This window comes from Serratia sp. AKBS12 (genome assembly GCF_024793895.1).
GTDB lineage: Bacteria > Pseudomonadota > Gammaproteobacteria > Enterobacterales > Enterobacteriaceae > Serratia_F.
The window spans coordinates 263,448-286,297 of record NZ_JANUSB010000015.1; the positions used below are offsets into that span (position 1 = coordinate 263,448).

Below are 22,850 nucleotides of genomic sequence, written 5' to 3' on the forward strand. Positions count from 1 at the left end.
CAATGCAGCAGCAAGCGCACAAACCCTTTTAAAAGCTGTGGTGATAGACAAATGAGTAAGCCCTCGATTTTGCTTGATTTTGGTCTGCTCAAGACCAATCGGGCGTTCCGTGCCGTGTTCTGCGCACGGTTTATTTCCATTTTGGCGTTGGGTTTGATGGCCATCGCGATACCGGTGCAAATTCAGGCGCTGACCGGTTCAACGCTGTTGGTCGGTCTGGCGGTGACCCTGGCCGGCAGCGGCATGTTTGCCGGGCTGCTGTTGGGCGGTGTGCTGGCGGATCGCTATGAACGCCGTCGCCTGATCCTGTTTGCGCGTTCAACCTGTGGCATCGGGTTTGTCGGCATGTGCATCAATGCCGCATTGCCAACGCCATCGCTGGTGGCGATCTATCTGTTATCGGTGTGGGACGGCTTCTTTGGCGCGGTAGGCGTGACGGCTCTGCTGGCTGCGACGCCGGCGTTGGTCGGCCGGGAGAACATTGTCCAGGCTGGCGCCATCAGTATGCTGACGGTGCGTTTTGGATCGATCCTGTCGCCAGCGGTGGGCGGGTTGGTGATTGCTCATGCGGGCGTGGCGTGGAACTACGGTCTGGCAGCGTTGGGTACCTTGCTGACGCTGATGCCATTGCTGCGTCTGCCACAACTGATGCCGCCGCCACAACCGCGCGAGCACCCACTGAAAGCGCTGGCAGGCGGCTTTGCCTTTCTGTTCCAGAATAAAGTGATCGGTATGGTGGCGCTGATTGGCGCGCTGCTGACCATGGCCAGTGCGGTACGCATCCTCTACCCGGCGCTGGCGGGCGATTGGCTGGTCGGCGCTTCTAGCCTGGGCCTGATGTATGCGGCGGTACCGCTCGGCGCGGCGATTGGCGCCTTTACCAGCGGCCGGGTAGCGCATCTGGCACGGCCTGGCTGGATGATGCTGGTGACGGCGATAGCGGCGTTCATCGCCATTGGTTTGTTTGGTTTGATGCCGTGGTATGGCGCGGCGCTGGCGTGTCTGGTGGCGTTCGGTTATTTGAGCGCGGTGAATTCGCTGCTGCAATACGGGCTGATCCAGAGCCTGACGCCGGACGCCTTCCTCGGTCGCATCAATGGGCTGTGGACTGCGCAGAACGTGGTGGGCGATGCACTCGGCGCGTTGCTGCTGGGGGCGATGGGAGCGTATATGCTGCCGGCGATGACCTCGACCAGCTTTGGCTTTGGTGCCGCGCTGCTCGGGGTGGTGCTGGTGTTCGCCATGCGGGGATTACGGCTGGTGACGCGCGACAAACCGCAGGCGACACAAGCCTGATATCAGTTGCCCAAGCTGAGCCGGGTAGCCCGAGTCGCCTGACGACAAGGCGGATTCGGGCTGCCCTACAGGTTGGCCAACGTTAGTGCACGAACAGTTTTTCTAATTGCGTCAGCAGGTTGCTGGCGCTGTAATAATCCAGACGAAAGGTATCGTTGCCCAGCGCGTAGACTCGCTTGTTCTGCACCGCTGGCAGGTGCGCCAGGAAGGTGTTGCCCATCAGGCGCTCGGCGTCGCCGTCATCGTTGGCGAACAGCAACAGCGTTTGGCCGTTCAGACCGCCCGCCAGATTTTCCCCACTCAGTTGAATAATGTCCTTGCGCACGCCCTGGCTGGTACTGCCGTGGACGTTGGCCGGCGGCTGCGCCAGCGTGAAGCCCAGCTGTTGCAGCATTTCGCCCTGCGATGATTCGGCGGTCCACAGATTGGCGGCCTTGCCGTCGTGGCGAAACACCAGTGCGCTGACCGGCTGCGGCGGCAAGGTCATCCGCCGCTTCAGCGCCTGCTCGCGCGCGGCGAAATCGGCGGTCAGCTTGTCAGCCTCTGCGTCGCGCCCGGTGGCGTACCCCAGGTCTTTGGCCAGTTGCTGCCAGCTTTTGTCATCGTAATTGACCACCAGCACCGGCGCGATGGCCGATAACTGATCGTATAAGCGCAGGGCGGAATCGCCTCCGGTGGCGGACATTACGATCAGATCCGGCGCTTCGCCGGCTATTGCTTCGGCATTGGGTTCGCCGATATACAGGCGCTTGACGCCGCGTTGTGCGGCGATATCGCCCCATTGGCGGAAGAAGCCCTGTTGGTCGGCCAGCTTACCGTTGGGGCTGGTGGCGCCACTGGCAATCACCGGCGCGCCAATGGCCAGCAGGGTACCGGTGACCGTAACGCTGGTCGAGACAATGCGCGTTGGTGCCTGTGGGAGAGTGACAACGCCATGGGCAGTGTCAATGGCGCGTGGCCACTGGGGAGAAGCCGCATGCGCAGCGGTGAAGGCGAATAAGGCCAGTCCCAAAAGCAGGATATTCTTCATGTCGGCGTGTTCCTGTCGATTAAATACTAATGCTTATCATTTATCTGGCTAATGCCACACCGTTTATACCATGATTGCGATGGGAAAGAAGTGTTTACGTTTATTGACATAGTAAAATCCGGAGGGTAATTTAGCGGCCGTAAACATAAATGATAATCATTATTATATTGGTTATTATTAGCAAACAATAGAGGGCGTACCGATGGATACAGCCGTGAATGGTGCCAAAAACATGCAACCGCACAGTAGTGAAGGGGGTTACATACCGCCGGATCTCGCTGCCGGCTTCTTTTTCACTTCTCCTTTCCGCAGCCTGAGCACCCAGGGGTGTTTTGCCAAAGTCGGTTTGCCGGCGGTCGGTGGCGACGACGTGAACGGCGAATTCCAGCAGGCGGTACGCCATGCCTTTGGCGAAGCTCGGCTGGCTGGCATCAAGCAGCCGGTGCTGTGTGGTGCCATCCCGTTCGATACCCGACAACCGTCTTCGTTGTTTATCCCTCGCCAAACCCACTGGTTCGATCGCGATACCTTGATGGCCGCGCAAGGGGGAAAGCACGCCGCGGTGCCGGATATCGCACATAAAACCGCAGTGCCGGCGCAGGCAGCTTTTATGCAGATGGTCAGCGATGCGGTGGCGGCAACCCGTACAGGCAGGCTGGATAAGGTGGTGCTGTCGCGCCTGCTGGAGATCGAAACCTGTCAGCCGGTCGATCGCCACGCGCTGATGACGCGCATCATTGCGCAGAACCCTAACGGTTTTCACTTCCACGTACCGCTGGAAGACGGTGCGCTGCTGGGAGCCAGCCCCGAGCTGCTGCTGCGTAAATCCGGTGCGCAATTTTTTTCCAATCCGCTGGCCGGCTCCGCCCGCCGCGAGGCCGATTCACAGCGCGATCGTGAGGTCAGCCAGCAGTTACTGAACTCCACTAAAGACCATAAAGAGCACCGTTTCGTTACCGAAGGCATGCGCGAAGCGTTACGTGGCCGTTGCCGTTATCTGCATATTCCCAGCGCACCGGAACTGTTGAGTACCACTACGCTTTGGCATCTGTCGACGCCGATTGACGGCGAAGTGGATCCGCGTCAGGAAAACGCGCTGTCGCTGGCCTGTCTGCTGCATCCGACGCCGGCGCTGTGCGGCACGCCGACCCGGGTGGCGCGAGACGTGATTGCCGAACTGGAGCCGTTTGATCGCGGCGTATTTGGCGGCATCGTTGGCTGGTGCGACGCCGACGGCAACGGTGAATGGGTGGTGACCATCCGCTGCGGAACCGTCAGCGGTAACCAGGTACGCCTGTTTGCCGGCGCCGGCATTGTGCAGGACTCATCACCAGAGTCCGAATGGCATGAAACCGGCACCAAGCTCAGCACCATTCTGCGTGCCTTTGGTCTGAATCAAGGACAAGAAATATGAGCATTGCTTTTACGCCCTGGCCGGAGGACTTTGCCCGGCGCTATCGTGAGCGCGGTTATTGGCTTGATCTGCCGCTGACCGATATCCTCGCCCGCCAGGCGGGTAACGACGATATCGCGCTGGTGGATGCGGTCGCCAGCCTCAGCTATCGCCAATTGCACCAGCAGTCGGATCGTCTGGCGGCCGCACTGCTGCGCCGTGGCGTGCAGCCCGGCGAAACCGCGCTGGTGCAGTTGGGCAACGTGGTTGAATTTTATCTCACCTTCTTTGCCCTGCTGAAAATCGGCGTGGCGCCGGTCAATGCGCTGTTCAGCCATCAGCGCAGCGAGCTGCATGCCTACGCGTCGCAGATCAAGCCGGCAGTGCTGATCGCCGATCGCCTGCACGGCCTGTTCGCCAACGATGATTTTCTGGCGGAATTTCGTCAGCAGCATCCTTCGTTACGGGTGGTGGCGTTGCGTAATCAGCCGCATGGCGCGCAGGCGTTGTCCCAGATGCTGACCGAAGACAGCGCGGGCTTTTGTGCCACGCCGTCTGCCGCCGATCGGGTGGCGTTCTTCCAGCTTTCCGGCGGCAGTACCGGCACGCCGAAACTGATCCCGCGTACCCACAACGATTATTACTACAGTATCCGCCGCAGCGTGGAAATCTGCCGTTTTGATCGGCATACGCGCTATCTGTGCGCGCTGCCGGTGGCGCACAACTATCCGATGAGTTCACCCGGCGTGCTGGGGGTGTTCTATGCCGGTGGGTTGACGGTGTTTGCCGCCGATCCGGATGCGGCCCAGTGCTTCAGGCTGATCGAACAGCACCGGATTAACGTGACTGCGCTGGTGCCTCCGGCGGTCACGCTGTGGCTGCAGGCGATCGACGAGTGGGGCAGCAACCAACAGTTGACCAGTTTGGAACTGTTGCAGGTTGGCGGCGCAAAACTGGGGGAAACGCTGGCGGCACGCATTCCCGCAGAAATCGGCTGTCAGTTGCAGCAGGTGTTCGGCATGGCGGAAGGGCTGGTGAACTACACCCGGCTGGATGACGATCGGCAGCATATTCTTACTACCCAGGGCTGCCCGATGTCGCCCGACGACGAAGTCTGGGTGGCGGACGACGACGGCAATCCGTTGCCGGTCGGAGAGACCGGCCGCCTGATGACGCGTGGCCCTTACACCTTCCGCGGCTACTATCAAAGCCCGCAGCACAATGCCGAAGCTTTCGACGAGAACGGTTTTTACTGTTCCGGCGATCTGATTCGCCTGACCGAAGACGGCTATCTTTGCGTCGAAGGTCGGCAGAAGGACCAGATTAATCGCGGCGGCGAGAAAATTGCCGCCGAAGAAATCGAAAACCTGCTGCTGCGTCATCCGGCGGTGATTAACACCGCGCTGGTTTCCATGCCGGACGCGTTGATGGGCGAGAAAAGCTGCGCCTATTTTATTGCCAGCGAAGCGCTCAAGCCGGTGGCGCTGCGGCGCCATCTGCGTGCGCAGGGCGTGGCGGAATTTAAATTGCCAGACCGTTTCGTGCAGGTGGAAAGCCTGCCGCTGACGCCGGTCGGCAAAGTAGACAAAAAACTGCTGCGCCAACGCCTGGAGGCGCAGCAACCGACTCAGGTCCAGGGAGAGTGATCGATGGCCATTCCTAAACTTAATGATTATGCGCTGCCAACGGCAGCCGAAATGCCGGCCAACAAGGTCAACTGGGCGTTTGAACCGCAACGCGCCGCGCTGCTGATCCACGATATGCAGCAGTATTTCCTGAATTTTTGGGGCCAGGATAGTGCGCTGATCAAGCAGGTGGTGGACAACATTGCCAACCTGCGTCGCTATTGCAAGGCACAGGGCATTCCGGTGTTTTATACCGCGCAACCCAATGAGCAGAGCGCCGAAGATCGCGCGTTGCTGAATGACATGTGGGGGCCGGGGCTGAACAAACACCCGGAACAGCAGGCGGTGGTGGCCGCGCTGGCGCCGGACGCTGACGATACCGTATTGGTGAAATGGCGTTATAGCGCCTTCCATCGCTCGCCGCTGCAAGACATTTTGCAGGAGTCAGGCCGCGATCAATTGGTCATTTGCGGCGTATATGCGCATATCGGCTGTCTGACAACGGCGATTGATGCCTTTATGCGCAACATCAAACCATTCATGGTGGCAGATGGGTTGGCGGACTTTTCCCGCGACGAACATCTGATGGCACTGCGCTATACCGCCGGCCGCTGCGGGCGGGTGGTGACTACCGCCGATCTGTTGCCGGGTATCGCCAGCAAGGATGCGCTGCGTCAGCAGATCCTGCCGCTATTGGACGAAGACAGTGACGATATGGCCAATGACGAAAACCTGATCGACTATGGTCTGGATTCGGTGCGCATCATGGAACTGGCGACCCGCTGGCGTAAGATCCGCAGCGATATCGATTTTATCGCGTTGGCGAAAAGCCCGACCATCGACAGCTGGTGGGCGTTGCTTTCCGGGGGAAAGGCGTGATGAGCGGGTGGGATTTTAACGGCAAACGGGTATGGGTAACCGGCGCCGGAGCCGGTATCGGTCTGCAAACGGCGCTGGACTTTGTTGCTGCCGGGGCGGAGGTGATAGGTTTTGATCTGCGGTTTGCGGACCAGGAGTATCCATTCCGCTGCGAAGTGCTGGATATTGCCGACAGCGAAGCGGTGGATGGCGTTTGTACCCGCCTGCTGGCAGAGCAGGGGGAACTGGATGTGTTGGTCAACGGTGCGGGTATTTTGCGTATGGGGCTGACCGATGCAACCAGTTCGGCGGACTGGATGGCATGCCTCAATGTCAACGCTGGCGGGGCGTTTAACATGTTCCGCCATGCATTGCCGGTGTTTCGCCGTCAGCGGCGCGGCGCGATCGTCAGCATTGCTTCCAATGCGGCGCATGTACCGCGCATAGGTATGGCGGCATATTGCGCCTCAAAGGCAGCATTGCGCAGCCTGTGCCAGACCGTGGGCCTGGAAATGGCCGAGTTCGGCGTGCGATCGAATATGGTGTCGCCAGGTTCGACCAATACGCCGATGCAGCGCGGTATGTGGCAGGATGAAACCGGCGAGCTGAAAACCATTCAAGGCTTCCCGCAGCAGTTTAAACTCGGTATTCCGCTGGGAAAAATAGCGCAGCCGCAGGACGTCGCCAACGCGATTTTGTTCCTGGCGTCGGATCTGGCCTGCCATATTACCATGCAGGATATTGTGGTTGACGGTGGCGCAACGCTGGCAGCCTGATACCGGCGTGGTGGCGGAATAATAAAGGCGCTGCTTGCAGCGTCTTATTGTTGTCTGGGGTATAAATGCAAAAAAAGCGCCTAAAGGCGCTTTTTTCTAAATTGGTGGGTCGTGCAGGATTGACTCGGCCGTTGGTCTCGCCCTGCGGGCCAGCGCAGGCGCTGTTCAAAATCGCTCCCGGCGATTTTGTCGAACCTGAATGCAGGTTCTCACCCACACGACATCTTTGCTTATGCTAGGTCGGCGTTCGAGATTACACCGAGTTCAAATGCAAAAAAAGCGCCTAAAGGCGCTTTTTTCTAAATTGGTGGGTCGTGCAGGATTCGAACCTGCGACCAATTGATTAAAAGTCAACTGCTCTACCAACTGAGCTAACGACCCGCAGAAGTGGTGGGTGATGACGGGCTCGAACCGCCGACCCCCTCCGTGTAAAGGAGATGCTCTACCAACTGAGCTAATCACCCACTTCAGGACTTCCGGATACTGCATCAGCGAGAGAATGATGGTGGGTGATGACGGGCTCGAACCGCCGACCCCCTCCGTGTAAAGGAGATGCTCTACCAACTGAGCTAATCACCCTCATTTTTCTCACTGTTCAACAAGATGGTGGGCGATGACGGGCTCGAACCGCCGACCCCCTCCGTGTAAAGGAGATGCTCTACCAACTGAGCTAATCGCCCCGTCTTGTTGGAGTCGCATTATAGGGATAGTTGAAAGTGAGTCAACGATTTTTAAAATGATTTCAATCGTTCGCCGCAAATTTAAACAGGATGCGATATTTCTCGCCAGCGATGCCGTTTCTTTGCACATTGTTATGCGAAAAGCAGCGTAACATTGATGAAATAGCACCGGCTGATGCCGTGTCGGCGTTGAGGAATTAGCGCGTGGTGATACAATGTTGCCCACTTTTTTCAATTCCGAGCAATCGTCGGCACCCGCTGACAGGCGTTGCGTAATAAGGCAGTGATCCCAATGAAAATCAAAACCCGTTTTGCACCGAGCCCAACCGGCTACCTGCACGTCGGCGGCGCGCGTACTGCGCTTTATTCCTGGTTGTTCAGCCGCCACGCCGGCGGTGAGTTCGTTCTGCGCATCGAAGATACCGATCTGGAGCGTTCGACCCAGGATGCCATCGACGCCATTATGGATGGGATGAACTGGCTGAATCTGGATTGGGATGAAGGCCCGTATTACCAGACCAAACGTTTCGATCGCTACAATGGCGTGATTGACGAGATGCTCGAGCAGGGCACGGCTTACCGTTGCTACTGTTCCAAAGAGCGTTTGGAAGCGCTGCGCGAAAAACAGATGGAGAACGGCGAAAAGCCGCGTTACGACGGTCATTGCCGCGACAGCCAGTGCAGCCACACTGCCGATGAACCACACGTGGTGCGTTTCCGTAACCCGCAAGACGGTTCGGTGATCTTTGACGATCAAATCCGCGGGCCGATCGAATTCAGCAACCAGGAACTGGATGATCTGATCATTCGTCGTACCGACGGTTCGCCGACCTACAATTTCTGCGTGGTGGTCGACGACTGGGATATGGAAATCACCCACGTGATCCGTGGCGAAGACCATATCAATAACACGCCGCGCCAGATCAACATCCTGAAGGCGCTGGGTGCGCCGGTGCCGGAATACGCGCACGTATCGATGATCCTTGGCGATGACGGCAAAAAGCTGTCCAAACGCCACGGCGCGGTCGGCGTAATGCAATACCGCGATGATGGCTACCTGCCGGAAGCGTTGCTGAACTACCTGGTGCGTCTGGGCTGGTCCCATGGCGATCAGGAAATCTTCACCATTGAAGAAATGAAGCAGTTCTTCTCGCTGAGTGACATCAGCAAGTCCGCCAGCGCCTTCAACACCGAAAAGCTGCAATGGTTGAACCATCACTACATTAACCATATGCCGGCGGAGCAGGTGGCAGTGCATCTGGCATGGCACGTTGAACAGTTGGGCATTGAAACGCGCAACGGGCCGGAACTGAAGGATATCGTCAAACTGCTGGGTGAGCGTTGCAAGACGCTGAAGGAAATGGCCGCTGCCTGCCGCTATTTCTACCAGGACTTCAGCGAGTTTGACGCCGATGCAGCGAAGAAACACCTGCGTCCGGTGGCCCGCCAGCCGCTGGAAGCGGTGCGTGTCAATCTGGCTGCCATTACCGAATGGACGCCGGAAAATGTGCATAATGCCATTCAGGGCACGGCAGACCAACTGGGTGTCGGCATGGGCAAAGTGGGCATGCCATTGCGCGTTGCCGTTACCGGTGCCGGCCAGTCGCCGGGCATGGACGTTACCGTTCACGCCATCGGCCAGGCGCGCAGCCTGAAGCGTATCGATCAGGCGCTGGCCTATATCGCCGAGCGCGAAGCGCAGGCCTGATAGCCGCATCTTGCGCAGGGCAGCGACCGGGTTGCCTTTCGCTCAGGCCTTTCGGCCGGGTGCGCTGGCAATAATCAGACGCCTGGCCTGCGGTTGATGGTCAATGCCGCTTGTCTGACAGCCCCGCGAGGAGATTCGCGGGGCTTTTTTATGCCGGGTGATTGCCGAGTTTTTCAGCGCTTCAGGGCGTTTTGCAGCGATAAACATGCTGATTTGGCGGCTTTTTCAGCGCTTGATCGAGTAATGCAAATTAGCCGTTGACAGGGTTTGCCGGGTTTCATATTATGCGCCCCGTTCACGGCACAAAGTGTTTGTGGAATGGGGCTATAGCTCAGCTGGGAGAGCGCTTGCATGGCATGCAAGAGGTCGACGGTTCGATCCCGTCTAGCTCCACCAACCTTTATCTCAGTAAGGTTGGTTGATACCGTAACGCCGGTTAATGCGTACCACATTTTGTGGGGCTATAGCTCAGCTGGGAGAGCGCTTGCATGGCATGCAAGAGGTCAGCGGTTCGATCCCGCTTAGCTCCACCACCATTTTAAAAGCCGACCTCAGGGTCGGCTTTTTGCTTTTCTGCTGCCTGACTCACGGCGTTGCCGGAACGCGATAGCATCACGCGGCGTGGCCTGTCGAACGGTTCAGGAATATCCATCCTCTGAAAAAGGCATAAAAAAATGCCGTTCAGCGTCAACTGAACGGCATGGAAGGCTAACGATGCGCTAGCGTGCGGGGCCAGGCTTAGCCCAGAACCAGGCCAGCGATCGATGCGGACAGAATGCTCACCAGCGTAGAGCCGTACACCAGTTTCAGGCCGAAGCGCGAAACCACGTTGCCCTGATGCTCGTTCAAGCCTTTAATCGCACCGGCAACGATACCAATGGAAGAGAAGTTGGCGAAGGAGACCAGGAATACCGACAGAATGCCCAGGCTGCGCGGAGACAGTTCAGCCGAGATTTTCTGCAACTCCATCATCGCCACGAATTCGTTGGAAACCAGCTTGGTCGCCATGATGCTGCCAACCTGCAGTGCTTCGTGTTTAGGAATGCCCATAATCCAGGCAAATGGATAGAAGAAGTAACCGAGGATTTCCTGGAAGCTCAGGCCGAAGATGGCGCTGAACAGCCCGTTGAGTGCGGCGATCAGGGCGATAAAGCCGATCAGCATCGCGGCAACGATTATTGCAACTTTAAACCCTGCCAGAATATATTCACCCAGCATTTCAAAGAAGCTCTGGCCTTCATGCAGATTGCCGAGGTGCAGTTCTTCTTCGCTACTGGTGTCATACGGGTTGACCAACGACAGCACGATAAAGGTACTGAACATGTTGAGCACCAGCGCCGCTACCACGAATTTGGCATCCAGCATGGTCATGTAGGCACCGACGATCGACATGGAGACCGTCGACATCGCGGTAGCCGCCATGGTGTACATGCGCTTTTCCGACATCTTGCCCAGAATGTCTTTATAGGCAATGAAGTTTTCCGACTGACCGAGAATCAGCGAGCTGACGGCGTTGAAGGACTCCAGCTTGCCCATACCGTTTACCTTGGACAGTACGGTACCGATGATGCGGATCACAAATGGCAACACCTTGATGTATTGCAATATGCCGATCAGTGCAGAAATGAACACGATAGGGCACAGTACCTTCAGGAAGAAGAATGCCAACCCCTTGTCGCCCATACCGCCGAAGACAAAATCAGTCCCTTGACCTGCAAATCCGAGGAGTTTATCAAACAGGGCGGCGAACCCTTTGACGAAGCCCAGGCCCGCTTCCGAATGCAGGAAAAAGTAGGCCAATAATACTTCGATAACCAATAATTGAATAACATAGCGAATGCGGATGCTTTTGCGATCGCGGCATACCAGTAATGCCAAAATCGTTACGACCACTAACGCCAACGCAAAGTGCGCAATATGGGACATGTTTGCTCCAAATTTGAGGCAGGCTAAATTTCGGTTGTCATTCTATGTAACGCTACGTTTAAAAACGAGACATCGATTGCAAATATAGAAACTGATAGTGGGATTCTTCTTAAAGTAGTCCAGTAAAGCACTCCAAATCAAGATGTTAATAATTATGCCCATTGGTAGCATTTTTGTGCTAATTTGATTATCAGGCGTACTTCGTTCTGTTTCTGGCCAACGCCAGCGGCAAGAAACTTGTTGAAATAGCTGCGATATGTTCGTAAGGCCTTCGTCGCCGTCTATCACAGGGATAAGCATCACCTCTCTAAATGCAATTGATAATTATTATCACTTTGCTATGATTACGGTAAGCTTAATATTAGTAAGGGCTAAACGATATGTTGAACAGCCGTGCGGTTACTTCATCCTCCACCAACCGCCCGTCCAGGAAGATCAAACTTTCTTTGATGGGTCCGGCGTTTATCGCCGCCATCGGCTATATCGATCCCGGTAACTTTGCCACCAACATCCAATCCGGCGCTTCCTTTGGCTACAAACTGCTTTGGGTGGTGGTGTGGGCCAACATCATGGCGATGTTAATCCAGCTATTGTCTGCCAAGCTAGGCATCGCCACTGGCAAGAACCTTGCCGAACATATCCGCGACCGTTTTCCACGGCCGGCGGTATGGGCCTATTGGGTTCAGGCGGAAATCATCGCCATGGCCACGGATTTGGCCGAATTTATCGGTGCGGCGATAGGCTTTAAACTGCTGCTCGGCGTTACCCTGCTAGAAGGGGCAGTGCTGACCGGTATCGCCACCTTCCTGATCCTGATGTTGCAAAAACGCGGGCAGAAACCGCTTGAACTGGTGATCGGTGGCCTGCTGCTGTTCGTTGCCGCTGCTTACATTGTCGAGCTGGTATTCTCGCAGCCGCAGTTGAGCGGTCTGATCAAAGGCATGGCCATTCCCGATCTGCCTAACGGCGATGCGGTGTTTCTGGCAGCCGGCGTGCTTGGTGCCACCATTATGCCGCACGTGATCTATCTGCACTCTTCGCTGACGCAAACCGCGGGTAAAAATTCGAAGGCGGAACGTTACGCATCAACCAAGGTAGACGTGGCGATTGCCATGACCATCGCCGGTTTTGTCAACCTGGCGATGATGGCCACTGCCGCTGCGGCCTTCCATTTTAGCGGCCATAGCGGCATCGCCGATCTCGATCAAGCCTACCTGACCTTGCAACCGCTGCTGGGGCACGCCGCTGCAACGGTATTCGGTCTAAGCCTGGTGGCGGCAGGGCTGTCTTCCACCGTGGTCGGCACGTTGGCGGGGCAGGTGGTAATGCAGGGGTTCGTGCGTTTTTATATTCCGCTGTGGGTGCGGCGCGTGGTGACCATGCTGCCGTCATTTATCGTGATCCTGATGGGAATGGACGCGACGCGCATCCTGGTGCTCAGCCAGGTATTGCTGAGCTTTGGTATCGCGTTGGCGTTGGTGCCACTGCTGCGTTTCACCGGCAACCGGGAACTGATGGGCGATATGGTTAACAGTAGATCCATACAGAATATCGGCTGGCTGATTGTATTAATCGTAGTGGGGCTGAATGGCTATCTGCTGATCAGCAGTTTGTTCTAACCGCTTCCGGCAGCAGAAAGGGCGCGTAATTGCGCCCTTTTGCATTTAATCGTCGTCGTGGTCGTGATGATGATGCTTGTGTTTATGATGCTTTTTATAATGGTGCTTATCATATTTGTGATAGCGACCATCATGGTAATAGTAGTTTTTGCGCCAGTAGTCGCCATCACGCCAGCGATAGCCGTCCCAGTAATATCCCCGGCGGCTGCGTTCTCCCTGATAACGCCCACGGTGGTTTTCCCACCAGTCACGATCGCGCCAGTCATGGCCATCCCAATAATTGCCGCGCCGATCCTGATCGCCAATACGTAATGAAACGCCGGGCATCAAATCAATGTTGAGGCCTTCAGCCTGTGCCTGTTGTGCCAGAGGGGCTGTGGTTGCCACTAAGATAGCGGCCAGTAGCAGAGGTTTAAACATGCTTTCTCCTGTTGGCGGCTCACCGTGATAAAGATTCCCGTATGCCAGTCACGCGTAGCCTGTGCTCGCTTGATGCCCTGCGGGGAGGTAACCCGGCCTTATAGTTAATCTGTCTGCATATTATCGCTATCGACGAATAAAGAATCTGAGGGAGAATCTGAAAACCGTGCTGTGGCAACGAATTAAGATTTATCTAAAGTAACCACACCCCGACATCGGTTACAACGGCGGGGTGTAATCGTTTACAGAAGAATGGCGTCGATTGCCTCGATCTCCTGTGGGCTAAAGCTGCGATTGGCCAGCATGCCGACCGCATCTTCTATTTGGCCGGTTTTACTGGCGCCGATCAGCACCGAGGTCACACGATCGTTGCGTAGCACCCAGGCCAGTGCCATCTGAGACAGTTTTTGCCCACGCTGCTCGGCCAACGCATTGAGGCGGCGTACTTTTGCCAGCTTTTCTTCGGTCAGTTGCTCCGGCTGCAGGAACTTGCTGTCGCCGGCAGCTCGCGAATCTTGCGGTATGCCATGCAAATAGCGATCGGTCAGCACGCCGCCTGCCAGCGGGGAGAAGGCGATGGAACCGACGCCATGGTCAGCCAGCGTGTCCAACAGCTCCGCTTCAATACCGCGCTCGAACATTGAGTATCTGGGCTGGTGGATCACACAGGGTGTGCCAAGCTGTTGCAGCAGGGCGAACGCCTCACGTGCCCGTTCAGCCGGATAATTCGACAGGCCGACATACAGCGCCTTGCCTTGCCGCACCAGTAAATCCAGCGCCGCCATGGTTTCTTCCAACGGCGTATCCGGATCCGGTCGGTGATGATAAAAGATATCCACATAATCCAGCCCCAGTCGTTGCAGACTTTGATCGAGGCTGGCGACCAGGTATTTTTTTGAGCCCCAGTCGCCATAAGGGCCTGGCCACATGGTGTAGCCGGCTTTTGACGACACGATCAGTTCATCGCGATAGGCGCGCAGATCGGCATGCAGAAAGCGGCCAAAAACCGCTTCGGCGGAGCCGGGAGGCGGGCCATAGTTATTGGCCAGATCAAAATGGGTGATGCCCAGATCGAACGCCCGGCGCACCAGGTTGCGTGCATTGTCATACAGCGAGTTATCGCCAAAGTTATGCCATAAGCCCAGTGAGATCGCCGGCAATTTCAGCCCGCTGCGTCCGCAGCGTCGGTATTCCATGGTGTGATAACGGGAAGCATCTGCCTGATAAACCATATCAATTTCTGCCTTGCAGGAGGGGGAAATACTTTAGTGTATGCGTTTTCACAACGATTGCCTGCGGTCCGGATCACGTTAACTTGCGTGGAGATAACGTTGATTAATGGTTACATCTGGCTGCCTGCTGCCGGTGCAACCATGTAAAGTAGGGTTTCCAAGAGGTTATTTGCCATAAAGCTCGAAATTTCGCCGGGATATTCAATACTAAATACTAATATTCCTATCATCGGGCAGGTAAATATCATGATCAAGAATTATACGGTGGCTAACTATCTTCTCGACCGACTTGCACAGATGGGTATTGGTCACTTGTTTGGCGTGCCCGGTGATTACAATTTGCAGTTTCTCGATTACGTGATCGATCATCCGCAGGTAACCTGGGTTGGCTGCGCCAACGAGCTTAATGCGGCATACGCGGCGGATGGCTATGCCCGCTGCAAACCCGCAGCCGCAATGCTGACCACCTTTGGCGTAGGGGAACTCAGCGCCATCAATGGGGTTGCCGGCAGTTACGCGGAATATCTGCCGGTGATCCACATTGTTGGCGCGCCAACGTTGCGTTGCCAGCGCAGTGGGGAGCTGTTGCACCATTCGCTGGGTGACGGCGACTTCGGCCATTTTGCCCGCATGGCCAAAGAGGTCACTATTGCGCAGGCCAGCCTGACGGCGGCCAACGCTGAAGCAGAAATCGATCGACTGCTGACTACCGCGCTGTTTGAACGTCGGCCGGTGTATCTGCTATTGCCAAGCGACGTGGCGCAGGCGCCGCTGGCTTCACGCCCGGCACCGCTGATGCTGCGGCAGCCCAACCTGTCTGCCGCGTCATTACAGGCCTTTGTCGAGGCAGCGCGCGTACGGTTGCAAGCTGCACAGCGAGTGTCGCTGCTGGCGGATTTTCTCGCCGAGCGTTTTGGCGCGCAGCAAGCCTTGGGTCAATGGATGCAGGAAGTTTCCATCCCCCATGCCACGCTGTTGATGGGAAAAGGCGTGCTGGATGAAACCCACCCCGCTTTTACCGGCACCTATGCCGGTGCAGCCAGTGCCCCGCCGGTCAAGCAGTTGATCGAAGGCGCTGATGCGATCATCAATATCGGCGTGCGCTTAACTGACACCATTACCGCCGGATTTAGCCACAGTTTGCCAGCGGACAAATGCATTGATATCCAACCGTTTGAAGCACGCGTCGGCCAGCAGGTATTCAGCCAGATCCCGATGCGCGATGCAGTGATCGCGCTGCATCAGTTAACGTTGTCGCTGTGCCGGCAATGGACATTACCCGCCATCGCGCGTACGCCATTGCCGCAGTCGCGCGGCGGCGGGCTCGATCAGCATGGTTTCTGGCAGCAGGTACAGGATTTTCTGCGTCCCGGCGATATCGTGCTGGCGGAACAGGGCACCGCCAGTTTTGGCGCAGCGGCGCTGACGCTGCCGCAAGGGTGCCATTTTATCGTGCAGCCGCTGTGGGGCTCGATCGGCTATACCCTGCCGGCGGCGTTTGGTGCGCAGACCGCAGAGCCGGAACGTCGAGTGATATTGCTGATAGGTGACGGTTCAGCCCAGTTGACGGCTCAGGAACTGGGGTCGATGTTGCGTGATGGGCAAAAGCCGATCATCTTCCTGCTGAATAATGACGGTTATACCGTCGAGCGTGCCATTCATGGGCCAGAGCAGCGTTATAACGATATCGCCGCCTGGAACTGGACGCTGTTACCGCAGGCGATGGGCGATGGACAGCGAGTGAAGGCGCTGCGCGTTAGCGAGCCGGCGTCGTTACGCGCCGCGCTGAGTGAGGTGAACGACTGCGATCGGCTGGCATTCATCGAGGTGATATTGCCGAAGATGGACATCCCGGAACTGCTCGACAGCGTGTCACGCGCCATTCAGGTGCGTAATGCTGCCGCCTGATCCTCGGCGCTTTCCTGCAGGCGCTCCAATAGCCAAAACCCCGCCGGTCCTGGTGGGGTAAGGCGTGACCACACCGCGTCGACCGAAATGCGCATTGGCCAGCCGCGCAACGGCAACGGCTGCAAACGCTCCTGGCCGTATTGCCTGACCAGCCAGTGCGGCAAAATCGCCCAGCCGAAGCCTTGCTCCGCCATTTCCAACAGCATCAGATAACTTGGCGCCGACCACACGCGCCCCTGCGGTTTGTTGGCATTGGCAGAATAGGTGTTGAGATACAGCTGGCGGTCGCTGGCCAATTGTTCCTGCGATACCGTCTCAAGCCGTGCCAATGGGTGATCCCGGGCGACAAAAATCCCCATTTCGGTTTGCTCCGGCAGACGGGCCACCGCGATATCCGGGGGATAGGACGCCTGTACCGCCAGCATGCCAAGATGTGCCCGGCCGCTCTGTAACAGCTCCAGCACGTCACTGCCTTCGGCAATCATGCACTCCAGCTCAATGTCCTGATAACGCCGCTCAAAATGCCGCATCAAGCTGTCGTGATGATTGGGTTGATATGTGTCGGAAAAGACGATCGTCAAGCGGGGTTCGATGCGATCGGCCAGACGGATACTTAACGCATCCAGCCGTTCGCTGGCGGCGAGGATCTCTTGCACATGACCCAGTACCTTGCGCCCGGCGGCGGTAAGCACCGGCTGACGGCTCTGCCTGTCGAACAGCGTCAGGCCCAGGTCCGCTTCCAGGTTAGCGATCGCGGTGCTGATGGTGGACTGGCTTTTGCGCAGTTTGCGCGCCGCGGCGGAAAATGACCCCAGCGCGGCTGCCTCGACAAAAGCGTGTAATGCTTCCGGTGAATAATGCATAAAGTATCTATTTTCTAGATGGAACCTATTTTTAATCTACGGTAAAAACCGATGATAATCACCTGACTTTTCCAAAAACAATCTATGTCAGGTGATATATGCAATTGCAAAACAAGTCTTTCGCTGAACGTGTGGTCCATGCGGTAGGGTTTGAGGCGATCGCGGTGTTGATCTGTGCGCCGATCGGTGCATGGTTGATGAACCGTTCGATGATGCAGGTGGGGGCGCTGGCGGTGATGCTGTCCAGCGTCGCCATGCTGTGGAATATGATTTATAACACGGCGTTTGACCGTCTGTGGCCGGTAAACCGGGTGGTGCGCACCCTCAAGGTGCGTGCGCTGCATGCGTTCGGTTTTGAAGCCGGTTTTGTGCTGATTGGCGTGCCGATTGCCGCGTTTATGCTAAACCTGACGCTGGTACAGGCATTTATGCTGGAACTGGGCTTTTTCCTGTTCTTCCTGCCGTATACCATGGCCTATAACTGGTTGTACGATACGCTGCGTCAGCGTTGGGTCGAGGCGCGTCTGGCGGTGAAATAAGCTATCGTCAACGTGCAGCCGCATGGGTAAGGTCGGTCACAGCTACCGCGTAGCATGAGGAGAAGGCAATGAAGGTACTGGGTTTATTGGGAGGGATGAGCTGGGAATCCACCATTCCGTACTACCGGATGATCAACGAGCAGGTCAAACGGCAACTGGGTGGCCTGCATTCAGCCAGGCTGGTGCTGTACAGCGTCGATTTCCATCAGATTGAACGTCTGCAACATCAGGGAGACTGGCAAGGCGCCGGGCAACTGTTGGCGGCGGCGGCTGTCTCGCTGCGTGCTGCTGGCGCAGAAGCCATTGTCATCTGCACCAATACCATGCATAAGGTGGCGGATGTTATTGAGCAGGCCAGTGGTTTACCGCTGATCCATATCGCCGATGCCACCGCAGCGCAGGTACGTCAACAAGGCATTCGTCGCGTCGGGCTGTTGGGTACGCGCTTTACCATGGAGCAGGATTTTTATCGCGGGCGCCTGCAGGCGCGTTTTGGCATCGAGGTTGTCACGCCGGTGTCCGCCGATCGCGATATTATCCACCGTATTATTTACGACGAACTGTGTCTGGGGAAAATCAACGCCTCTTCGCGTGATGAATATCGGCGCATTATCGGCAATCTGGAACTTCAGGGCGCACAGGGCATTATCTTCGGCTGTACCGAAATTGGTCTGCTGGTTGGCGCACAGGACGCCTCGGTGCCGGTGTTCGACACCACGGCGATTCATGCCCGCGCGGCGGCACAATACGCGCTGGCCTGAACGCGTTTATTCATCATGCTCGCGCGGCGGGCGGGGCTGCGAGATAAGCATCAGCGGCTTGCCCGCCAGTATCAGCCAGGCCGGCAACATAACGATACACAACACCGGCAGCAGGTGCAGATCCGGTACCACCGCCGCCGCCATAAACAGGCTGAGCCATCCGTCGCGTGAAACCACCAGCACCAGCCCCAAAATAGCGCAGGAAACGGTGATGGCCGCCGGCACCGCCGGTACGTGCTGATGCAGCATCAGGCCAAGCGCAACGCCGATAAACACCGCCGGGAAGATCCGGCCGCCGCGAAAACCGCTGGCTGCGGCAATCACCAACGCCGCCAGCTTGGTCAGAGTGACAATCAACAGCGCGCTGACGGTAAAATCGTCGCCGGTCGCCAGGCGCTTCATTTCGTCTACCCCTTTGAACAGCGTGACGTCGCCGCCGATCAACCCCAACATGCCCAGTAGAAAGCCTGCCAACCCCAGCGCCAACACCGGGTGCTTCAACGAATGGAACATCCGATGCAGATGTGGGAAGCACCATAGGGCCGCCATACCGAGCGCAATGGCGATCAGCGCCACCACCGCACCGCTGAAGATATCCGCCAGGCGCGTGACGTCATAGGGGGCCAGTTGCAAAGAGAAATCGGGCGTGAAGAATAGCTGCGTAGTCACTGCGCCGGCCGCTGCCGCCATTAGCGGAGCGAACAGCCGATCCCACAACGGAACATTGCCGTTACTGGCCAGCATTTGCGAGAAAACCAGCGCCGCCGCCACCGGCGTGCCAAACAGGGCGCCGATAGTGCCGGCCGCCGCCAGGATAATCCAGTCCACCTGTGGGACTTTCGGCAGCAGGCGAGCACCGATTGCCGTTGCCAACGCGATATTGATGGCAGTAATCGGATTTTCCGGCCCCAGACTGACGCCGCCGGCCAAGCCTGCCAGCAACGCCAATAACAGCCCGGGAATGGCGGACAGCGGGATCGGCAAACCGATCAGCGATTCGGTGGCCGGATCCGGGCCGGCATGGCCGGGCATATAGCGAATAATCAACCCGACGGCGATGCCGGTAAGCGTCAGTACGCCAATGGTCCACCATGGCGAGTGCACATCCAGGTTGAGCAGGGCAGGCAGCCGTGACCACAGGAGGTTTTGCAGCGCGGCGGCCACTCTCATCACCAGAATCAGCACCAGGCTGGCGGCAGAGCCGATAATAATGGCAGGCAGAGCAAAGGTCAGCATTGTCGTGGCGCGCGGATGCAGCATGCAGGGATCCCTTGTCAATAATCCCTGCGTCGCAGGGGGAGCTGATTGGGTGATGACTTGGTGCATCAGCCTTCGCTGGGTGCGCGCAACAAGCGGCGTCAGCGGAGTGTTATATAGGCTGTTTGAGGCATTTTGCCAACCCCGGACGCAGCTGAACAGCACAGAAGAGGCATTTTTTGCCGCAATTTGTTTCAACCCGCAGGAAAACCGGTCAAACGGCTCGGCTGAAACGTTTTTTGTGATCAAGATCGCTATTGACCAGTTAGCGTAACGATGACGATTGTTGTTTTCTCTGCGGAATTTTACAGTGAGTGCAGTTTGTATTTGCCTTTAAATATTGCGGAGAAAACACTGATGACCTATGCCCTCGTAGGTGATGTTGGCGGCACTAATGCCCGCCTGGCGCTGTGCACTGTCGCGACGGGTGAAATTACCCAGGCGAAAACCTATTCCGGCTTGGAGTTCGACAGCCTCGAAGCGGTGATTCACCACTATCTGGCCGAACACCAGGCCGAAGTACAAGATGCCTGCATCGCCATTGCCTGCCCGGTGACCGACGATTGGGTGGCGATGACCAACCATAGCTGGGCGTTTTCAATCAAAGAGATGAAGACCAGCCTGAGGCTGAACCACCTGGAAGTGATCAACGATTTTACCGCGGTCTCCATGGCGATCCCGATGCTGACTGCCGCCGACGTGATGCAGTTTGGCGGCGGCCAGGCGCAACAGGATAAACCGATTGCGGTGTACGGCGCCGGTACCGGTCTGGGCGTGTCGCACCTGGTACAGGTTGACGGTCGTTGGGTGAGCCTGCCGGGTGAGGGCGGCCATGTGGACTTTGCGCCCAACAGCGAAGAGGAAGACATCATTCTGGAGGTATTGCGTGCCGAGGTGGGCCACGTTTCTGCCGAACGGGTGCTGTCTGGCCCAGGTTTGGTCAATCTGTATCGCGCGATCGTCAAGGCCGACGATCGTATGCCGGAAAACCTGGCACCGAAGGACGTGACCGAGCGTGCACTTGCTGACAGCTGTACGGATTGCCGCCGCGCGCTGTCACTGTTTTGCGTGATCCTTGGGCGCTTTGGCGGCAACCTGGCGTTGAATCTAGGTACCTTTGGCGGCGTGTATATCGCTGGCGGTATCGTGCCGCGCTTTATGGAGTTTTTCAAAGCGTCCGGCTTCCGCGCGGCGTTTGAGGATAAGGGGCGCTTTAAGGACTATGTGCACGACATCCCGGTATTTATGATCACCCATGCGCAGCCGGGGCTGCTGGGGGCCGGCGCTCATCTGCGGCAAACGCTGGGTATGCGTCTGTAGTCACGGGGCCTGGCGGGTCTTCGCACCGATTATCTTCTACCAGCAAAAAGCCGGTCAGTGACGCTGACCGGCTTTTTAATCATGCTGCTTGTCAGGCGTGTTCTGCTTTTGCCAGCGCTGGCGTTGCGGTGTCGTCGGTTGTTTGTGCTGCCGCCTGCGGTGCGCTGATAAACAGCGTAATCAGCAGTGACACCAGTGACAGCACACCTATCACCATAAAGGTGGCGTGGAAACCGCCGAAGTATTTGGCGATAAACGAGCCGGCCAGCGCACCCAGACCGAAACCCTGATAGATGATGCCATAGTTTTTGCTGTGGTTTTTCAGGCCAAAGAAATCACCGACAATCGCAGGGAAGACGGTAATGTTGCCGCCGAAACAGAAGGCAACCGCGCCGACGCACAGGAAGAACAGGGTATGGCTCAGGGTGAAGAAGCTCAGCGCGACAATCGCCAGCATGGTAACCAGCATGGTGAAACTGATAACGCGCATGCGACCCACTTTATCCGACAGGGTGCCCAGAATAATACGGCCTGCGGTATTAAAGATAGCCACGGCGGAAACGGTGTTGGCGGCGGTAGCCAAATCCATTCCCGCCAATTGCACCCCCATATCCTTGACGATGCCAATCAGATACAGGCCGCTCATGCAGGCAGAGAAGAAAATCGCGAACAGCAGATAGGCTTCTTTGGTGGCCAGCATCTGGCGCACGCTGTAGTCGTTCCCCAGGCCGGCGGCGGTATTGGTCGATGCGCTGGCAGCGGGTTCTTTGAGCAACATTGAGCCAAACACGATCAGCGCCATAACGATCGTACCCCAGTAGAAGAAGGCGGCAGACACGCCAACCTCAGCGATCAACGTGGCGTTGACGTATTTGAACAGCAGGCTGCCGCTGCCGAAAGCACCGACCGAAATACCGGAAATCAGCCCTTTGTTGGCCGGGAACCATTTGATCAGATTAGACAGCGTGGAAATGTAGGCGATACCGACCGCGAAGCCCACAACCACCCCGGCCAGCAGATAAATCATGTCCAGCGAGCTGACGTGAGCGCTGGCAATCAGGCCCAGTCCTACCAGGATACCGGACGCCAGCGTCAGGTTGCGAATGCCGAAGCGTTCCTGCAATTTACCGGCGAACAGCGTGGCGAACGCCAGAAAGAAACTGGTTATGGAGAAGGTGGTGGCGACGTCGGCCAGACCCCAGTGGAACTTATCGACCAGCGGCTGGTTGAATAAACTCCAGGTGTAGATGGTGCCGAGTCCCATTTGGCAAACGATGGTGCCAAAAACGATAAAGCTGCGATTTACCGGTTTGCTGGTCATGGCCGGTTTCTCCTGTGTGCATAGCCCATAAATTTGCGGGTAGGCTGTCCTCCCGCGGAATGGGCTTAGTATAAGTCTGGCAATATCCTGGCTTGGCGGATCGGGAATGAGTTGCACCAACAAGGGAATGAAATGCATCAGGAGATGCTTGAGTTGCCGATTTAGCGCTAAAAAGGGGGTGAAATGCCGGGTTTACCATGTGATCTACATCAAACATCGTAACGATTTTTGCTTTTTGCACACTGTTGGCAGGGGGAACAGGGAGAGGATTGGCAACGAGGGAGCCAGCGCAGCGCTGAGACGGTCTGCGCCGGCAAA

General features: G+C 57.0%; 19 protein-coding genes, 6 tRNA genes and 1 other RNA gene. 14 read left to right on the forward strand and 12 right to left on the reverse strand.

Going from position 1 to position 22,850, the window contains the following annotated elements; all coding sequences use genetic code 11:
• The first annotated feature begins 51 nt into the window (after positions 1-51).
• A complete protein-coding gene (entS, locus tag NYE85_RS11110; protein ID WP_259004800.1) occupies positions 52-1,296 on the forward strand; it encodes an enterobactin transporter EntS in 1,245 nt (414 codons plus the stop codon).
• Positions 1,297-1,378: 82 nt separating this feature from the next.
• On the opposite strand, the gene fepB is transcribed toward entS, so the two are convergent.
• Complete coding sequence (gene fepB, locus NYE85_RS11115; RefSeq protein WP_259004802.1) at positions 1,379-2,326, reverse strand: Fe2+-enterobactin ABC transporter substrate-binding protein; 948 nt, start codon at positions 2,324-2,326, stop codon at positions 1,379-1,381.
• A 202-nt stretch (positions 2,327-2,528) separates the two neighbouring features.
• Between fepB and NYE85_RS11120 the strand changes: the two genes are divergently transcribed.
• Genes NYE85_RS11120 through dhbA form a run of 4 tightly spaced genes read left to right on the forward strand, consistent with a single transcriptional unit; the run spans position 2,529 to position 6,978 of the window.
• The gene (locus NYE85_RS11120) at positions 2,529-3,740 is read left to right on the forward strand and encodes an isochorismate synthase (protein WP_405050661.1); all 1,212 of its coding nucleotides are present in this window, start codon (positions 2,529-2,531) and stop codon (positions 3,738-3,740) included.
• Positions 3,737-5,365 carry a (2,3-dihydroxybenzoyl)adenylate synthase gene (locus NYE85_RS11125; protein WP_259004804.1) on the forward strand — a complete coding sequence of 543 codons (1,629 nt, stop codon included), beginning with the start codon at positions 3,737-3,739 and terminating at the stop codon, positions 5,363-5,365. Before NYE85_RS11120 ends, NYE85_RS11125 begins: the two co-directional genes overlap by 4 nt.
• Positions 5,366-5,368: 3 nt before the next feature.
• Positions 5,369-6,223, forward strand: coding sequence for an isochorismatase (locus tag NYE85_RS11130; protein ID WP_259004805.1), 855 nt, complete (start codon positions 5,369-5,371; stop codon positions 6,221-6,223).
• Positions 6,223-6,978, forward strand: coding sequence for a 2,3-dihydro-2,3-dihydroxybenzoate dehydrogenase (gene dhbA, locus NYE85_RS11135; RefSeq protein ID WP_259004806.1), 756 nt, complete (start codon positions 6,223-6,225; stop codon positions 6,976-6,978). Before NYE85_RS11130 ends, dhbA begins: the two co-directional genes overlap by 1 nt.
• Before the next feature lie 102 nt (positions 6,979-7,080).
• Here dhbA and NYE85_RS11140 read toward each other — a convergent pair.
• The 5 genes from NYE85_RS11140 to NYE85_RS11160 form a co-directional block, all read right to left on the reverse strand.
• Positions 7,081-7,211: non-coding RNA, RtT sRNA (locus NYE85_RS11140), on the reverse strand.
• Between the two features lie 72 nt (positions 7,212-7,283).
• Positions 7,284-7,359, reverse strand: a tRNA-Lys gene (locus NYE85_RS11145).
• Positions 7,360-7,366: 7 nt separating this feature from the next.
• Positions 7,367-7,442, reverse strand: a tRNA-Val gene (locus tag NYE85_RS11150).
• A gap of 39 nt (positions 7,443-7,481) precedes the next feature.
• Positions 7,482-7,557: transfer RNA gene (locus NYE85_RS11155), tRNA-Val, on the reverse strand.
• Between the two features lie 25 nt (positions 7,558-7,582).
• Positions 7,583-7,658 (reverse strand) — tRNA-Val (locus tag NYE85_RS11160).
• Between the two features lie 292 nt (positions 7,659-7,950).
• On the opposite strand from NYE85_RS11160, the gene gltX reads away from it, so the two are divergent.
• The 3 genes from gltX (at position 7,951) to NYE85_RS11175 (ending at position 9,899) form a co-directional block, all read left to right on the forward strand.
• Positions 7,951-9,366, forward strand: coding sequence for a glutamate--tRNA ligase (gene gltX, locus NYE85_RS11165; protein WP_259004807.1), 1,416 nt, complete (start codon positions 7,951-7,953; stop codon positions 9,364-9,366).
• Positions 9,367-9,686: 320 nt separating this feature from the next.
• A tRNA-Ala gene (locus NYE85_RS11170) sits at positions 9,687-9,762 on the forward strand.
• Positions 9,763-9,823: 61 nt separating this feature from the next.
• Positions 9,824-9,899 (forward strand) — tRNA-Ala (locus NYE85_RS11175).
• Between the two features lie 205 nt (positions 9,900-10,104).
• Here NYE85_RS11175 and NYE85_RS11180 read toward each other — a convergent pair.
• A complete protein-coding gene (locus tag NYE85_RS11180) occupies positions 10,105-11,292 on the reverse strand; it encodes a NupC/NupG family nucleoside CNT transporter (protein ID WP_259004809.1) in 1,188 nt (395 codons plus the stop codon).
• A gap of 380 nt (positions 11,293-11,672) precedes the next feature.
• Here NYE85_RS11180 and NYE85_RS11185 point away from each other — a divergent pair, with 380 nt between their 5' ends.
• The gene (locus NYE85_RS11185) at positions 11,673-12,911 is read left to right on the forward strand and encodes an Nramp family divalent metal transporter (protein WP_259004810.1); all 1,239 of its coding nucleotides are present in this window, start codon (positions 11,673-11,675) and stop codon (positions 12,909-12,911) included.
• A 45-nt stretch (positions 12,912-12,956) separates the two neighbouring features.
• On the opposite strand, the gene NYE85_RS11190 is transcribed toward NYE85_RS11185, so the two are convergent.
• Both NYE85_RS11190 and mgrA read right to left on the reverse strand, forming a co-directional pair.
• Complete coding sequence (locus tag NYE85_RS11190; RefSeq protein WP_259004811.1) at positions 12,957-13,331, reverse strand: DUF2502 domain-containing protein; 375 nt, start codon at positions 13,329-13,331, stop codon at positions 12,957-12,959.
• A 242-nt stretch (positions 13,332-13,573) separates the two neighbouring features.
• Positions 13,574-14,563 (reverse strand): L-glyceraldehyde 3-phosphate reductase, encoded by a 990-nt coding sequence (mgrA, locus tag NYE85_RS11195; RefSeq protein WP_259004812.1) that lies wholly within the window; start codon positions 14,561-14,563, stop codon positions 13,574-13,576.
• 246 nt (positions 14,564-14,809) lie between these two features.
• Here mgrA and NYE85_RS11200 point away from each other — a divergent pair, with 246 nt between their 5' ends.
• Positions 14,810-16,471, forward strand: coding sequence for an alpha-keto acid decarboxylase family protein (locus tag NYE85_RS11200; RefSeq protein WP_259004813.1), 1,662 nt, complete (start codon positions 14,810-14,812; stop codon positions 16,469-16,471).
• Here NYE85_RS11200 and NYE85_RS11205 read toward each other — a convergent pair.
• Positions 16,447-17,334 (reverse strand): LysR family transcriptional regulator, encoded by an 888-nt coding sequence (locus tag NYE85_RS11205; protein ID WP_259004814.1) that lies wholly within the window; start codon positions 17,332-17,334, stop codon positions 16,447-16,449. The genes NYE85_RS11200 and NYE85_RS11205 overlap by 25 nt on opposite strands.
• A 98-nt stretch (positions 17,335-17,432) precedes the next feature.
• On the opposite strand from NYE85_RS11205, the gene NYE85_RS11210 reads away from it, so the two are divergent.
• Together NYE85_RS11210 and NYE85_RS11215 are read left to right on the forward strand one after the other, a co-directional pair.
• Complete coding sequence (locus tag NYE85_RS11210; RefSeq protein ID WP_259004816.1) at positions 17,433-17,873, forward strand: multidrug/biocide efflux PACE transporter; 441 nt, start codon at positions 17,433-17,435, stop codon at positions 17,871-17,873.
• Between the two features lie 68 nt (positions 17,874-17,941).
• Positions 17,942-18,634 (forward strand): aspartate/glutamate racemase family protein, encoded by a 693-nt coding sequence (locus NYE85_RS11215; RefSeq protein ID WP_259004817.1) that lies wholly within the window; start codon positions 17,942-17,944, stop codon positions 18,632-18,634.
• 6 nt (positions 18,635-18,640) lie between these two features.
• On the opposite strand, the gene NYE85_RS11220 is transcribed toward NYE85_RS11215, so the two are convergent.
• The gene (locus tag NYE85_RS11220) at positions 18,641-19,894 is read right to left on the reverse strand and encodes an ion channel protein (protein ID WP_259004818.1); all 1,254 of its coding nucleotides are present in this window, start codon (positions 19,892-19,894) and stop codon (positions 18,641-18,643) included.
• Between NYE85_RS11220 and NYE85_RS11225 the strand changes: the two genes are divergently transcribed.
• Positions 19,893-20,165 carry a hypothetical protein gene (locus NYE85_RS11225; protein ID WP_259004819.1) on the forward strand — a complete coding sequence of 91 codons (273 nt, stop codon included), beginning with the start codon at positions 19,893-19,895 and terminating at the stop codon, positions 20,163-20,165. The two genes, NYE85_RS11220 and NYE85_RS11225, sit on opposite strands and share 2 nt — an antisense overlap.
• 80 nt (positions 20,166-20,245) lie before the next feature.
• A complete protein-coding gene (gene glk, locus NYE85_RS11230) occupies positions 20,246-21,211 on the forward strand; it encodes a glucokinase (protein WP_259006308.1) in 966 nt (321 codons plus the stop codon).
• Positions 21,212-21,302: 91 nt separating this feature from the next.
• On the opposite strand, the gene NYE85_RS11235 is transcribed toward glk, so the two are convergent.
• The gene (locus tag NYE85_RS11235) at positions 21,303-22,532 is read right to left on the reverse strand and encodes an OFA family MFS transporter (protein WP_259004820.1); all 1,230 of its coding nucleotides are present in this window, start codon (positions 22,530-22,532) and stop codon (positions 21,303-21,305) included.
• Positions 22,533-22,850: the final 318 nt, after the last annotated feature.

Excerpts from the sequence above, each read along its gene's own strand:
- entS (WP_259004800.1), top strand. The coding sequence starts at position 52 with ATGAGTAAGCCCTCGATTTTGCTTGATTTTGGTCTGCTCAAGACCAAT.
- fepB (WP_259004802.1), bottom strand. The coding sequence starts at position 2,326 with ATGAAGAATATCCTGCTTTTGGGACTGGCCTTATTCGCCTTCACCGCT.
- NYE85_RS11120 (WP_405050661.1), top strand. The coding sequence starts at position 2,529 with ATGGATACAGCCGTGAATGGTGCCAAAAACATGCAACCGCACAGTAGT.
- NYE85_RS11125 (WP_259004804.1), top strand. The coding sequence starts at position 3,737 with ATGAGCATTGCTTTTACGCCCTGGCCGGAGGACTTTGCCCGGCGCTAT.
- NYE85_RS11130 (WP_259004805.1), top strand. The coding sequence starts at position 5,369 with ATGGCCATTCCTAAACTTAATGATTATGCGCTGCCAACGGCAGCCGAA.
- dhbA (WP_259004806.1), top strand. The coding sequence starts at position 6,223 with ATGAGCGGGTGGGATTTTAACGGCAAACGGGTATGGGTAACCGGCGCC.
- gltX (WP_259004807.1), top strand. The coding sequence starts at position 7,951 with ATGAAAATCAAAACCCGTTTTGCACCGAGCCCAACCGGCTACCTGCAC.
- NYE85_RS11180 (WP_259004809.1), bottom strand. The coding sequence starts at position 11,292 with ATGTCCCATATTGCGCACTTTGCGTTGGCGTTAGTGGTCGTAACGATT.
- NYE85_RS11185 (WP_259004810.1), top strand. The coding sequence starts at position 11,673 with ATGTTGAACAGCCGTGCGGTTACTTCATCCTCCACCAACCGCCCGTCC.
- NYE85_RS11190 (WP_259004811.1), bottom strand. The coding sequence starts at position 13,331 with ATGTTTAAACCTCTGCTACTGGCCGCTATCTTAGTGGCAACCACAGCC.
- mgrA (WP_259004812.1), bottom strand. The coding sequence starts at position 14,563 with ATGGTTTATCAGGCAGATGCTTCCCGTTATCACACCATGGAATACCGA.
- NYE85_RS11200 (WP_259004813.1), top strand. The coding sequence starts at position 14,810 with ATGATCAAGAATTATACGGTGGCTAACTATCTTCTCGACCGACTTGCA.
- NYE85_RS11205 (WP_259004814.1), bottom strand. The coding sequence starts at position 17,334 with ATGCATTATTCACCGGAAGCATTACACGCTTTTGTCGAGGCAGCCGCG.
- NYE85_RS11210 (WP_259004816.1), top strand. The coding sequence starts at position 17,433 with ATGCAATTGCAAAACAAGTCTTTCGCTGAACGTGTGGTCCATGCGGTA.
- NYE85_RS11215 (WP_259004817.1), top strand. The coding sequence starts at position 17,942 with ATGAAGGTACTGGGTTTATTGGGAGGGATGAGCTGGGAATCCACCATT.
- NYE85_RS11225 (WP_259004819.1), top strand. The coding sequence starts at position 19,893 with ATGCAGGGATCCCTTGTCAATAATCCCTGCGTCGCAGGGGGAGCTGAT.
- NYE85_RS11220 (WP_259004818.1), bottom strand. The coding sequence starts at position 19,894 with ATGCTGCATCCGCGCGCCACGACAATGCTGACCTTTGCTCTGCCTGCC.
- NYE85_RS11235 (WP_259004820.1), bottom strand. The coding sequence starts at position 22,532 with ATGACCAGCAAACCGGTAAATCGCAGCTTTATCGTTTTTGGCACCATC.